This is a genomic window from Ruminococcus sp. AF31-8BH (genome assembly GCF_003460605.1).
GTDB lineage: Bacteria > Bacillota > Clostridia > Lachnospirales > Lachnospiraceae > Blautia_A > Blautia_A acetigignens.
In genome coordinates this window covers 19438-33608 of the sequence record NZ_QTVN01000017.1, presented here as the reverse complement: position 1 = coordinate 33608, position 14171 = coordinate 19438, and the positions used below count along the sequence as shown (strand labels likewise).

Below are 14171 nucleotides of genomic sequence, written 5' to 3'. Positions count from 1 at the left end.
ATTTCATGTTTGAAAATATACGTCTGGCATTCCAGGGAATCTGGTCACACAAGATGAGATCTTTCCTTACAATGCTGGGTATTATCATCGGTATTGCATCCATTATTGCAATTGTGTCCACCATCAAGGGAACCAGTGAGCAGATCAAGGAGGATCTGATCGGTTCCGGCAACAATACGGTGAATATCACCCTTTCCCAGGGCGACAGTGCCTACAGTGCGGACTATTACAGCGACAGCTCTGTCGTTACCCCGCTTCTCAGCCAGGAGCTGAAGAACGAGGTTCTGAAAGCTGACCATGTTGTGAATGCAACCTTTTTCTACAGCAGAACAGATTACAACAGCAATGTTTACTATGAAAACAGCAGCTTTTCCGGCGGAAAGGTGTATGGCGTAGACAAGAATTATCTGGATACCTGCGGCTATCAGGTGCGCTCGGGAAGAGGCTTTGTACAGCAGGATTACGATGATTTCCGCAAGGTTGCGCTGGTGGACAGCTATGCGGCAGATACTATCTTTCCAGGAGAGAATCCGGTGGGAAAAATTATCGAGATCGGCTCTGAGCCCTTTACCGTTGTAGGGGTTATACGGCAGGCTTCCGACAGTCTTCCCAATATGGATTCTCCAAATGAATTTTACAATTACTATGAGAGCATTATGGGAACGGTGCTGATTCCAAATAAGTGCTGGGCAATCCCGTACAAATTTGATGAGCCTGAGAATGCCATTATCCGTGTGGACAGCACTGATAATATGAGTGCTGCTGGTTCCGCAGTTGCCAAGATCCTGAACAAATCCATCAGCAGTACAAACACGAACAGCAGCAGTAATCTGAAATACAAAGCGGATGATGTGATGCAGCGTGTACAGGATCTTCAGAAACTGAGTGAGAGCACCAACTCCCAGCTGATCTGGATCGCAAGTATTTCCCTTTTGGTTGGCGGTATCGGTGTTATGAACATTATGCTGGTATCTGTAACCGAGCGTACCAAGGAGATTGGTCTTAAGAAAGCCATTGGGGCAAGGAAGAAGACCATCCTGAACCAGTTCCTTACAGAGGCAGCTGTACTGACCAGTGTAGGCGGTATTATCGGCGTCATCCTTGGAATCGGACTTTCCAAGGTGGTATCCAAGGTGGCGGGCTCGCCTACCGCTATCAGCGTTCCTGCTATTGTAGGTTCTGTAGTGTTCTCTATGCTCATTGGTATTATCTTCGGTCTGCTTCCATCTGTGAAGGCAGCCAACTTAAATCCGATTGACGCGCTGAGAAGTGAATAAAAGATAAAATTGTTTTAAAAGAAGCAGTCAGAAATGTGAATGAGAGGATTCGTGTTCTGGCTGCTTCTTGTTTTGCATCGGAGGTTTTTCATATGCTGCGTTCTGCGGCCTGCTGTCTCGTTAAAGCTTTTGCAGAACAGGAATGGGCCATGTTATAATATTTAGAGATTGAATAGAGATTCCTTTGTTAAAGTGGGAAATATAGAAATCTGTGTGGTGCTTCAAACAAGCTCCAGGTGGATTCTTGACAGAAACCTTAACAATGGAAGGAGACTTTTTAATATGGGAAAATATAAGAAATGGAAGCGGCTTGTATCTGTATCCACAGCCGCGTGCATGGCAATTACAGCAGCCAGCCTGACAGGATGCAGTGGCGGTGACAGTGGAAGCAGTCAGTCAGGTAATGAAAATGCAGAAAAAAAGGACGCATCTGGTTTCGGGGAGTCAAAGGCAATGGGACGCTATCTGGAAGAAGAACTGGCAGTGCCAAAGGGCTGCATGGAAATTTCCAGTCTGCAGATTCTGGAAGACGGAAGCATGGAAATGATCGCACAAAATGGAGATGGCGTGCTGTGCCTGTATAAGTCAGCAGATCAGGGAGCAGACTGGGATGAAGGCGTGACGCTTGCAAGTATTTTTGGACTGGAGAGTTCCAATGGGGAGCTGTTTTATAAAACAGCCCTGGGAAAGGATGGAAGCATTCTGGGCGGCGTATATGTAGAAGCTAAGGATGAAAATGGCCTGGGAATCATGGATTACTATTACTGTCCGGCTGGCGGTGAAGGTAGAAAGCTGGAATTTGAAAATGCAGCAGATGGTTTGGCCTGGGGGATGAAGATCGGTGCAAACGGGAATCTGTTTTTGCAGTTTTCAGGAAACGGAATTCAGGAAATCAATCCAACGGATGGCAGCATCGTTCATGAATATGAAAAAGGAAGTTCTACAGATTATATGGGTGTCACTTCTGAGTATCTGATCATAGTTTCAGCCGGTGAGGTGTATTATTATGATGTGGCCACCGGTAAACCTGCCGAGGGTGGTGATGTTCTTACGGAACAGCTGAAAAAGACGCCCTCCAATCTGGAATTTGGAAATTCATCTGGTACCTCTTTGATGTTTATGGACGGAGATGAGGAAGGAACCGTATTTTATGTGGACAGCACCGGTCTGTATCGGTATGCTTTTGGGGGCAATGTGATCGAACAGGTGATTGATGGAAGTCTGAATACCATTAGCTCTGCGAATAAGGCTTTTGAAGATATGGTATTAGGTCCTGACGGAAAAATTTATATAGCAGAAATCGATTACAATTCCAGTACAATGTCTGGAAAGCTGTATTCCTATACTTATTCAGCAGACACTCCAACTGTGCCGGATACAGAGCTTACCATTTATTCTCTGGAAGACAATTCCAGCATTCGTCAGGCTGTGGCCATGTTCCAAAAAAAATATCCGGATATTTATCTGACTCTGGAAACGGGAATGTCCGGGGATGATGGCGTGACCCGTACAGACGCGCTGAAAACCCTGAATACAGAGATTATGGCTGGAAAAGGACCGGATATTCTGATCCTGGATGGAATTTCTTCTGAGACATATGTGGAGCAGGGAATGCTGGAGGATTTAAGCGGTATTTTAAAAGCTGCGGGACTGCTTTCCAATATTGAAGAGGCGTATAAAAGTGAAGATGGAAGCATTTATGAGATGCCTGTGAAATTTGGAGTCCCTATGATCGAAGGAAAGAAAGAGGATGTGGATGCCGTGACGGATCTTACCTCTCTGGCAGATGTGACGGAAAAACATAAAGAGGAATACGGGCTTTCTACAGAAACATTTTGTAAGCTTCCTCTTGCATATTCCATGTATCCGAAAGCATTTCTGGAAGAACTGGCAGATGACAATTCAGCAGCCTGGGTGAAAGAAAACGGAACCTTGGATGAAGAAAAAGTGAAAGAGTTCCTTGAGCAGGCCGGAAGAATTTATCAGGCTGGAAAGGATGGCATCGAGGAATTAAAATCTGCTTATCCGCAGGCCTTTGATGAGGGTCAGCAGGCAGAGTATGACAGGTCTTACGGCATCTCAGGGGAGACCATAATGCTGCTAAACGGGAACTGCAGCTTTGCTGTGGGCGGTGTCTATTCTCCTATGGATTTTGCATATGTGACTTCCATGGCAGACACCGATTCTTCCTTGTCCTATGGAATTTGGAATGGACAGGCTGCAAACTGCTTTATCCCGGTGAACAAAATCGGAATCAGCTCCAAGGCCTCCCAGAAGGAGGCAGCAGAGAAATTTGTACAGTATCTGTTTTCAGAAGAGGGGCAAACAGTTTCGCAGAAGGACGGATTCCCTGTAGTGGAAAGCGTGTACGATGGAGAGGACTACTGGAATCAGGGCGAAGAAGGAAAGGTTCTTGGCAGCGGCTATAGAGACAACAGCGAAACCGGTCAGGGAGTGGAATATAAGATTGTGGTTCCGTCTGCTGATAAGGTAGACGCACTGAAGCAGCTTGGAAAAACACTGACTACTCCGATTCTGGATAATGCCATTATTACCAGTGCGGTCAGTGAGGCTGGCGTGCGCTATCTGAACGGGGAAATCGGACTGGATGAGGCTGCAAATGCAGTGATTCAGCAGGTGAATCTGTATCTTGCAGAGTAAATTTGATTGTAATTAACAGGAGGGGTGCTGCAGCTGGGGAGAAAGTACCAGCTGCAGCGCAGTATGGAGAGTATAAATGTTTAAAAAGCTGCACAGGCAAATGACAATATTTTCGGCATTGATCACAAGCGGGATTCTGATTTTGATGGCAATTGCCAGTCTTGTGATTTTTGAGCGGGGACTTACCCGCAACAGCTATGAGAGGTTTTTAAATAATGGAAATTCCTGTGTAGCTTACCTGGAAACCCAGAGCGTGCTTTCCCACAAATGGATCCTGGAAGCCAAGCAGGAATATGGAGTGGAGCTTCGGATCCTGAATAATGGGAAAAGGCTGTTTTTTGACAAGCTGAATGAGGAAAGCAGCTCCAATGCTTCAGGGGAAAATGGCCGGAAAAGCTCTGTGGAAAATATGATGGCGGAGGCTGCCAGAATCTCCAGGGAGGAGCAAGGGCTGGATGTAGAGTATACGGGAAGCATTTCCCTTCCCAAAGAAGTTTATTTTGAGACAGCAGATTTTTATGCATGTACGGCGCTGATTCCAAAGGGAAGCGGCGTGTTAAGCCTGGTGTTGGTGTATCCCCTTGACGGATTGAAGGGACAGATTTTTCACCAGAGGATTTTGTGGGGAGGATTGCTGCTGATCGCGGTGCTGGCACTGGTTGTGTTTTCCTGGTTTTTTACCGGGAAAATGCTGCTGCCGCTGGAAGAGAACCGGAAAAGGCAGACTCAGTTTATTGCTTCGGCCTCCCATGAGCTGCGGTCACCGCTGGCTGTGATCTTATCAAGCGTTCAGGCCATAGAGGCGGATCCGGGGGAATGCAGGCGCTTCCTTTCCACTATTAAAAGTGAGGGAACCAGGATGTCCCGGCTGATCGGGGATATGCTGGCGCTGGCAAATGCGGACAATAAGTCCTGGAGTATTATGAAGTCGCCCTGTGAGCTGGATACTTTGCTTTTGGAGACGTATGAGAAGTATGAGCCGTTGCTTCGGGAAAAAGGAATTTCCATGAACGTGGAGCTTCCAGATGAGTCTCTTTCCCCGTGCAGATGCGATGGCGGACGGATCAGTCAGGTTCTGGGAATCCTTCTGGATAATGGTGCCAGCTATGTTCCTGCAGGTGGAAAAATCAGGAGCGGTGTGGAAGAAAAGGAAAAATATTTTAGGATTTATGTGGAGGATAATGGACCGGGGATTTCGGATGAGAATAAGGAAGCAGTGTTCCAGAGATTTTACCGGGCAGATTCCTCCAGGAAGGATAAGCAGCATTTTGGACTTGGGCTTTGCATTGCAAAGGAGATCGTGACGCTACATCATGGAAGCATTCGGATTGAGGATACAAAAGGAGGGGGTACTACTTTTGTGGTTCGGCTGCCGAAGTGACAGAGGCTTTTGGGATTGCGTTTATGCAGGTCTGGCGGGATTTAGTGAAGCAGTTGTTACCAGGACGTGAGTTCACAATGTATATTCATCGCAGGTCGTCGCAACACTTCGCCGAGCTAACTGTCAACTGCGACTAAACATCTCAGGAGAGCCTTCGATGTTAAGTCTTCGTAGACAGTGGATCTCGTCTCCGTTAAAAGCGCTCCTGGAATGACCTGCTCACGAATATACATTGCGAACTCACTGGTTACTGGCAAAGAGAATGTGCTAAAACGATACTTCTTCGCTGGCGCTGGGAGGGAATTCAGACAGATACACATACTCTAAGGCTCTGCTGTTTCCAGGTGCAAACCCGATGCCTATTGACCGGCACTAAGGGAATTCCAGCGATGCACAGCCTCTGGGCACCTGTTACTCCTAGAGCGTGTTTGAAAAAGGCTTTCTGCAAAATATATCGCAAAGTGGGGCATGCAGATCGCGGGAATAGTTTTCAATAGCCAGCGTTCCCCTTGATTCACTAAATCCCCTTTCAGTGATACACCTCCATCTGATACCCAACTCCGCGGATGGTTTTTAACTGGAGACTGCTGTCTACGGCGTGCAGGCGGCGACGGAGGAAGTGGATGTAGTTGTCCAGGTTGCCGTCTTCTACATCAGATTCCAGGCCCCAGACGCGGGAGAGAAGAAGGGTTCTGGGGAGTACCTGGCCTGGATTTCGGAGAAACACCTCCATCAGGGTACTTTCCCGCTTGGACAGGGTGCATTCCTTCGCCCCTTTAGAGAGCCGTCCGCACTCCGGATCAAAGGACACATCCCCAAGCTTCAAAAGCCCCAGATCGCCCCATTTGCCAGGACGGCGCATAATGCTGCGGATTCGCGCCAGCAGCTCCTCAAAGGCGAAAGGCTTCACCATATAATCATCTGCACCGCAGTCAAGCCCCGTAATCTTGTCCTCAAGTTCTCCAAGTGCCGTAAGAAAAATCACAGGTGTGGATACATTCGCTTTCCGCGCCTCCTTTAAAACCTGGGTGCCGTCCATAGAAGGAAGCATGCGGTCCAGGATCACAAGGTCATACATGTTTTCCTGCATATAATAAAGCCCCTCCGCGCCGTCCAGGCACACATCCACTGTGAAATTGTCTTTCTCCAGGCGAAGCTTCGTAATCTCCGCCAGTTCTTTATCATCCTCTATCATTAAAATACGCATTGCAAAAACCTTTCTGATCTATTTTCAATTTTGGCATTTTTCTCATTGTACCACAGAAATCTAAAAAATATCTCTAAAAAAATTTCTAAAAAAATCAATTACTCATTTAGAGAAAAATCACTCATTTAGAGAAAAAATAGAGATTCCACTGTTATCTTTACTTCATCAGGAAACATCATTTCCTCCAGACAATGAGTGATGAAAAGAGGGTTTATCTTTGAAAAGAAAACGTGCCTTCAAAGGCATTTTATTTATTCTGCCAAGCTTTGCAGGCGTCTGCCTGTTCTGGCTCCTTCCTTATATGGATGTGATCCGCCGCTCCTTTTTCAGTGCAGTGGGAGGGACGTTTACAGGACTGAAAAATTATGAGACCGTTTTTGCTAATCAGGCATTTCTGCTGGCTGGAGAAAATACCATTCGTTTTTTCGGAACCTGTATTCCCTTGCTGGTGCTTCTGTCATTAATAACAGCTGTACTGATAAATGGACTAAAGGAAATGCACAGACAGCTTTTGAAAACAGCCTTTTTACTTCCCATGGCAATCCCGGTTGCCTCGGTTGTACTTTTATGGAGAGCTCTGTTTAATGGACAGGGAATTTTAAACCATTTACTGTTCATGCTGTCCCTGAAAAACGTGGACTGGATGAATACAGGCGCCTCCTTTGGCGTGCTTGTGATCAGCTATATCTGGAGAAACCTGGGGTATGACATTGTTCTCTGGCTGGCGGGGCTGTCTGCCATTCCGGAGTCCCTTTATGAGGCTGCCCATGTGGACGGGGCAGGAACCTGGAAATGCTTTACCTGTATCACCATGCCAAACCTTCTCCCCTCCCTTTTTACCATTGTGGTACTGTCTCTGCTAAATGGCTTTAAGGTGTACCGCGAGGCCTATCTGGCAGCAGGAGACTATCCACAGGAAAAAATGTATCTTCTTCAGCATCTGTTCAATAACTGGTACAGAGACCTTGCCATAGACAAAATGTCCGCGGCAGCTGTGATCACGGGACTTGTGATCATGGCACTGATCCTGCTTTTGCAGAGGGCCTGGGAAGGGGATGCATAAGGATGAAAAAGATAACCGCATTTTTGCTTACCCTTTTGGCCCTTGTTTTCGTATTCCCGGTTCTGTTCCTTGCAGTGGGCTCCCTGATGGGAAAAAACGAGCTTACGGATCTGCTTCTTCCTGTTTTAAAAACAGGAAGCACAGGCTATGCCTCCTGGAAGCTGTTCCCGGAGTATCCTACTTTAAGATCCTACGTGGAGGTGCTATTAGATTCCCCGGAATTTTTCGTCATGTTCTGGAATTCCGTGAAGATCACATTAGGAGCACTTGCAGGCGAGCTTCTTGTAGGAATGCCTGCGGCCTGGGGATTTGCCAAGTTTGATTTTCCAGGAAAAAAAGGATTGTTTACTTTGTATATCGCACTGATGATGATGCCATTTCAGGTTATGCTCCTTGGCAATTATCTGGTGCTGGATGATTTACGGCTTTTGGACTCGCTTTTGGGAATTATTCTCCCGGCGGTTTTCTCCACATTCCCCGTATTTATTATGTACCGCTTTTTTGAGGGAATCCCTCTGGCGCTTCTGGAAGCGGCAAGACTTGACGGCGCAGGTGAACTTCGGCTGTTTTTTATGATTGCCATCCCCTTAGGTTCACCTGGCGTCATTTCTGCCATGGTTCTTGGGTTCCTGGAATACTGGAACCTGATTGAGCAGCCTATGGTATTTCTGAAGACAAAGGAGTTGTGGCCCCTGTCTTTGTATCTGCCCAATATTGACATGGATCATGCAGGCACCGCTTTTGCGGCGTCTATGGTTGCCCTGATTCCGGCTGTACTGGTGTTTTTTGCCGGGCAGGATTACCTGGAGCAGGGAATTGTCTCTACAGCTGTGAAGGAATAAAAATGGAAAAGGAAGATTGGAGATTGACATGAAGAAAAAATTGATTGGTGCGGCGGGGATGTATTTTGCCGTGATGCTGATTTTTACTATATTATCAAGAGCGGCGGATTCTGTGAATGTGATACAGATCCAGGTAAAAAATCCCCAGAATCAGATGGTGACCCATGAGGTGACAGGCACCGGAAAAGTGGAGGGCAGCCAGGAGATGGCTGTATTTGTCCAGGAAAACCTGCAGGTGGAGCAGGTTTTGGTCCATGCCGGGGAAACGGTGAAAAAAGGGGATGCCCTTATGAAGCTTTCAGGCGAGAGCATTTCATCTGCCGCAAAGGAACTGGAAAATAAGATCAAAACCCTGGAAGGCCAGGTGAAGGATCTGGAAAGCCAGAAAAGTGTGGATAACCAGAAACGGGCGTCTGAGCAGTCCTGGGCGGAGAATTCCTATGCACTTGCTGCGCAGAGCGGAAATGTTTCTGTGGATAATGCAAGGGCAGAGGTGAATGTTGCCAGACAGCGCCTGGAGGAATTTTATCAGGAGAGAGAAGCAGCTGCGCAGGAAAAAAATGAAATGGCAGGCTTTACCTCCGGCGATACCGGGGAGGCAGAGGACGGGGCTAGAGAGTCAGAAGCTTCTGTAAATAGCTTTGAGAGCGGAGGCGAGACGGAGACCGCTCAGGAAGAAGCACAGCAAGATAATACCGATTATAGCATCGCGGCGCAATCTGGCAATGAGACTTTAGATGGCAGTTCACAGCTATCGGATAACGGCGAGTTAGAGGAAAACTCCGGGACAAGTTCAAGCTCCGACGCTGCTTCCACCCAGGATGATTCCGCCACAGAAAAAGCCCTCCAGGACGACCTTCGCGCCAAGCAGGAGGCTTTAAACGAGGTAATCGCAGGAAGAAACCAGACTCTTGCCAGTGCCGGCAAAAATATATCCGATGCCAACGCACCCCAGGCCTCTGACAGTACTCTGGAAAATACAAAGCGGGAGCTGGAAAACACAAAGGAAGATCTGGAAAAAGTGACCCTGCTTCAAGATACGGGAGGAATCATAACATCACCCTCCGACAGTGTCCTGAAAAGCCTGTCCGTACAGACGGGAGACATTACCGGGCAGGGCGCTGCTGCAGTCCTCTATCTTCTTGACGATGATTTCCGAATGACCGGAAGCATTTCCAAAGAAAACCTGAAATACATTGATACCGGTATGGATGTTCAGATCAAAGATAATAACAATAATGATATATCTGGCGCAACTGTAGAGGGTATCACAGAAGATGAGAACGATCCTGACATACGAAATCTTTCCATCTTGCTTCCAAAGGGCAGCCTTTCCATCGGACAGACCGCCCAGTTTTCCATATCAAAGGACGCTGGTCCTTATGACTGCTGTGTTCCGCTGACAACGCTTTATGAGGAAAACGGCCAGAATTATGTGTATGTGACGGACACAGAAAATACAGTGCTTGGAACCGTGCTGGTGGCCCGTCAGGTTTTTGTGACAGTCAAGGACAAAAACCAGACAACGGCAGCCCTGGAAAGCGGAAGCATATCCTCCGGGCAGCAGGTGATCGTTTCGGCGAACCGGGAACTGAAGGATGGCAGCCGGGTAAGGCTGACAGAAGATTAGGGGAAAAGCAATGAATCTTAAAAAATACTGGAAAAATATCTGCTTGTGGATCATCGCAGCCCTGCTTTTTTATTCGGGAATTCAGAATTATGCATCTATGGAAGAAAGCAATGCAGCTGTGATTGAACTCTACGGCACATACCCCGATCAGAAACGGGCAGAAGAAATCCTTTTGTCCGGTGCAAAAGCAGAGGAGTTCACAGATCTTTGTTTTGTATGGAATGGCGGAATGACAGATCTGCAAAATCCCGAATACGTTCGCCAGACACAGGTGGCAGTTACTGGTGTTCTTGGAAAGGCATCTCTGTACGACCGGGAGGGCATGGCCCTGGATGAGAACGACCAGGAAGGCTGCATTATAGATGAAAAAACAGCAGTGGAGTTATTTGGAAGCAGAAACTGTGTTGGCGGAGCAGTGGTTTTGAACGACAAAACCTATCTGGTTCGCCAGGCGGCATCCTGGAATATGCACCGGATTCTCATTCACCCCGATGCAAAGGACACCATTTACACCCAGGTGCTGGTCCGTCCGGCAAAAGGACAAAGTAAGGAAAATGCAGCTTCCGGATTCCTCATGAGCAACGGCTATTTTGGAACACTGGTGGATGACGGCTGGCTTGAAAATCTGACTCCATGGTTTCCCGCCGCGTTTGTTCTGCTTGCAGCCTTTTGTATTCAGGGAATCTTTGGCAGGCTGGTAAAAGGCAGTCGCTATTTAAGATGGATCCTGACAGCTTTTTTGTGGGGAGGATGCCTGTTCTTTCTCTCAGGCTGGATTACCTTTCCCTACGACTGGCTGCCGGATAAATGGTCCGACTTCTCTTTCTGGCCGGAAAAAATCCAAAAAGAAATGGAACTTTTCCGGTGGTATGTGATGCTTCCCAAAACAGCTGCCCAGGCAGAGCGTCTGTGCGCAGGCATGGGATGCATGCTAAAATGTGCGGCAGCAACTGTGATCATGCTGATTGCGGACGTCTGGTAGGGCATACATAAAATGCTGTACCAGACGTCCTTTTCCTGTTTTTGCCAAAAGAATTTTCCGGGAAAAGGAATATTTTGGTACATTTTTTCGTGAGAGATTTCTCTAAAGTATTTGCCAGAAGGGACCAGAGGTATTATAATAGACTGTAAGACCCTGAACGGGAATAAAGATTTACAGTTGCTGTTTGATCTGGAAAATCAGAGCCGGATTGACCGAAGAAAGGGCAGGACAGTGACGACTTTTTATAAGAGATAAGGAGAGATTGAATGAGTAAAATTGCCATTGTAACGGACAGTAACAGCGGCATTACGCAGGAGGAAGGACGCAGACTTGGAGTATCTGTGATCCCTATGCCTTTTTTTATTAATGAGAAAATGTATCTGGAAGGAATCACCTTAAGCCAGGAGGAATTTTATCAGTGGCTGAAGAGCGACGCTTTGATTTCTACCTCCCAGCCAAGCCCGGGAGAGACCATGGGACTTTGGGATACCCTTCTGAAGGAATATGATGAGATCGTACAGATCCCTATGTCCAGCGGACTTAGTGCTACCTGCGCCACTGCAATGGGACTTGCCCAGGAATATGAGGGCAGAGTGCATGTGGTAGATAATCAGCGAATTTCCGTAACCCAGCGCCAGTCTGTGGAGGACGCCATTGCCCTTCGTGAGGCAGGCAGAAGCGGTGCAGAGATTAAGAAGATCCTGGAGGAGGAGAAATTCAATTCCAGTATTTATATTACCCTTGAGACTTTGAAATATCTGAAGAAGGGCGGAAGAATCACCCCGGCGGCAGCCGCAATCGGTACGGTTCTGAACCTGAAGCCGGTACTGCAGCTCCAGGGAGAGAAGCTAGATGCTTTTGCCAAGGTAAGAGGCAAGAAGCAGGCCAGACGTACTATGCTGAAGGCCATGAAGGCAGACTTCGAGGGACGTTTTGCCCAGTTTGTCCAGAATGGAGAGATGTGTCTTCAGGCTGCTTACACCGGCAACCCGGAAGAGGCACAGGAGTGGAAGCAGGAGATGCAGGAGGCATTCCCGGGAATGGAGATTCACATGGATCCGCTGTCCCTTAGCGTGGCATGTCACATTGGACATGGTTCCCTGGCAATTGCATGTTCACGTAAAGTGACCGTGTAATATACAGACAGGAGTTACAGAGTCAGAAATAGTTCTGTGAATGAACTTTTTTGAACTGCCGGGTGACAGAAATTGCAGAAATGATAACAGAAATAACATCCCCTCGGGGAATTTAGGAGGATTTATGAAAAAACTTACAGACTATATGGCGGAAGAGCTTTCTTCTGCATTCGAGAAAGCAGGATATGATCCGTCCTACGGAAAAGTAGGCGTATCCAACCGTCCGGATCTTTGCGAATACCAGTGCAACGGTGCCATGGCAGGAGCTAAAGCCTATAAAAAAGCACCGTTTATGATCGCTGACGACGTAGTAGCCAACCTGGCAGACTCCAAAGTCTTTTCCATGAAAGAAATGGTAAAGCCTGGATTTATTAATCTGAAGGTCAGCGAGGAGTTCCTTGCAGATTATCTGAAGGAGATGGAGAAGGACGAGAAGCTTGGTGCAGACACAGCCAAAGAGCCGAAGACCATCGTGATCGACTACGGCGGACCAAACGTTGCCAAGCCGCTCCATGTAGGACATCTTCGTTCTGCCATCATTGGCGAGAGCATTAAGAGAATCGGCCGTTTCGTGGGACACAAGGTGATCGGTGACGTTCATCTTGGGGACTGGGGACTTCAGATGGGACTGATCATCACCGAGCTGAAGCACAGACAGCCGGAGCTTGTATATTTTGATGACAGCTTTACAGGAGAATATCCAACAGAAGCGCCATTTACCATCAGCGAGCTGGAAGAAATCTATCCATGTGCAAGCGGCAAATCCAAAGAGGATGAGGCATACCGCCAGGAGGCACTTGAGGCCACTCACCTTCTTCAGCAGGGCAAGCCAGGATACATGGCTCTGTGGAACCACATTATGAATGTTTCTGTTACAGACCTTAAGAGAAACTATGCCAACTTAAACGTATCCTTTGACCTCTGGAAAAAGGAATCCGATGCCCAGCCATACATCCCGGATATGGTAGAGATGATGAAGGAAAAAGGCTTCGCATACCAGGATCAGGGCGCACTTGTTGTAGATGTAAAGGAAGATACCGATACCAAGGAAATTCCGCCTTGCATGCTTCTGAAATCTGACGGAGCTTCTCTTTATACAACTACAGACCTTGCTACCATTGTAGAGCGTATGAAGCTGTTCCACCCGGATGAGATTCTTTACGTTGTAGATAAGCGTCAGGAGCTGCACTTCATCCAGGTATTCCGCTGTGCAAGAAAGACCGGACTGGTAGAGGATGACACCAAGCTTTCCTTCCTTGGATTTGGTACCATGAACGGTAAGGACGGCAAGCCGTTTAAGACAAGAGAAGGCGGCGTTATGCGTCTTGAGAACCTGATCGCAGACATTGACGAGGAAATGTTTAATAAGATCGTGGAGAACAGAAGCGTCCGCGATAAGGATGCCAAAGATACTGCCAAGATCGTAGGTCTGGCTGCAATCAAATACGGTGATCTTTCCAACCAGGCAACCAAGGATTATATTTTTGATGTAGACCGTTTCACTTCCTTCGAGGGAAATACAGGTCCGTACATCCTTTACACCATTGTTCGTATCAAATCCATCCTGAACCGCTATGTGGAAGCCGGCGGAAACCTTGAGGCTGGAGAGCTTCTGAAGGCTTCCAATGGAAGCGAGAAGAACCTGATGCTTCAGCTTTCCGGATTTGGCAGCATGATTGAGAGTGCATTTGAGGAGAAGGCACCTCACAAGATCTGCGCTTATATTTACGAAGTATCCAATGCATTCAACAGCTTCTATCACGAGACCAAGATTCTCAGCGAGGAGAACCAGGCACAGAAGGAATCCTATATCCGCCTGCTTTTGCTGACCAAGAGAGTGCTTGAGACAAGCATTGATCTTCTGGGATTTGAAGCACCGGATAAGATGTGATGGGATTTGTAAGGAAAATTTCCTGAGATTATTTCGCATAAAGAAAACGTATTTTACAGGGCTGTGTATCTGCCAAGTTATTTCGGCAGGGCACAGCCCTT

Annotated in this window: 10 protein-coding genes; 9 read left to right on the top strand and 1 reads right to left on the bottom strand. The window is 47.4% G+C overall.

Annotated features, from left to right (window positions below):
• The first annotated feature begins 5 nt into the window (after nt 1-5).
• From DWZ38_RS17845 to DWZ38_RS17835, 3 genes are all read left to right on the top strand, one after another.
• Nucleotides 6-1277, top strand: coding sequence for an ABC transporter permease (locus DWZ38_RS17845; RefSeq protein ID WP_021926854.1), 1272 nt, complete (start codon nt 6-8; stop codon nt 1275-1277).
• Between the two features lie 282 nt (nt 1278-1559).
• Nucleotides 1560-3938: an extracellular solute-binding protein gene (locus DWZ38_RS17840; protein WP_117854390.1), complete on the top strand. Its 2379-nt coding sequence runs from the start codon at nt 1560-1562 to the stop codon at nt 3936-3938.
• Between the two features lie 76 nt (nt 3939-4014).
• Nucleotides 4015-5319 carry a HAMP domain-containing sensor histidine kinase gene (locus DWZ38_RS17835; RefSeq protein ID WP_117854389.1) on the top strand — a complete coding sequence of 435 codons (1305 nt, stop codon included), beginning with the start codon at nt 4015-4017 and terminating at the stop codon, nt 5317-5319.
• A gap of 529 nt (nt 5320-5848) precedes the next feature.
• On the opposite strand, the gene DWZ38_RS17830 is transcribed toward DWZ38_RS17835, so the two are convergent.
• On the bottom strand, nt 5849-6526 hold the full coding sequence (locus tag DWZ38_RS17830) for a response regulator transcription factor (protein ID WP_117854388.1): 678 nt from the start codon (nt 6524-6526) through the stop codon (nt 5849-5851).
• A gap of 217 nt (nt 6527-6743) precedes the next feature.
• Between DWZ38_RS17830 and DWZ38_RS17825 the strand changes: the two genes are divergently transcribed.
• From DWZ38_RS17825 to argS, 6 genes are all read left to right on the top strand, one after another.
• A complete protein-coding gene (locus tag DWZ38_RS17825; protein WP_243000353.1) occupies nt 6744-7589 on the top strand; it encodes a sugar ABC transporter permease in 846 nt (281 codons plus the stop codon).
• Nucleotides 7590-7591: 2 nt separating this feature from the next.
• Nucleotides 7592-8431, top strand: a complete 840-nt coding sequence (locus DWZ38_RS17820) for a carbohydrate ABC transporter permease (protein WP_117854387.1) — start codon at nt 7592-7594, stop codon at nt 8429-8431.
• Nucleotides 8432-8459: 28 nt separating this feature from the next.
• Nucleotides 8460-10061 carry an HlyD family efflux transporter periplasmic adaptor subunit gene (locus DWZ38_RS17815; protein ID WP_117854386.1) on the top strand — a complete coding sequence of 534 codons (1602 nt, stop codon included), beginning with the start codon at nt 8460-8462 and terminating at the stop codon, nt 10059-10061.
• 10 nt (nt 10062-10071) lie between these two features.
• Nucleotides 10072-11043, top strand: coding sequence for a hypothetical protein (locus DWZ38_RS17810; RefSeq protein WP_117854385.1), 972 nt, complete (start codon nt 10072-10074; stop codon nt 11041-11043).
• Nucleotides 11044-11309: 266 nt separating this feature from the next.
• On the top strand, nt 11310-12179 hold the full coding sequence (locus tag DWZ38_RS17805) for a DegV family protein (protein WP_117854384.1): 870 nt from the start codon (nt 11310-11312) through the stop codon (nt 12177-12179).
• A gap of 124 nt (nt 12180-12303) precedes the next feature.
• On the top strand, nt 12304-14070 hold the full coding sequence (gene argS, locus DWZ38_RS17800) for an arginine--tRNA ligase (protein ID WP_117854383.1): 1767 nt from the start codon (nt 12304-12306) through the stop codon (nt 14068-14070).
• Nucleotides 14071-14171: the final 101 nt, after the last annotated feature.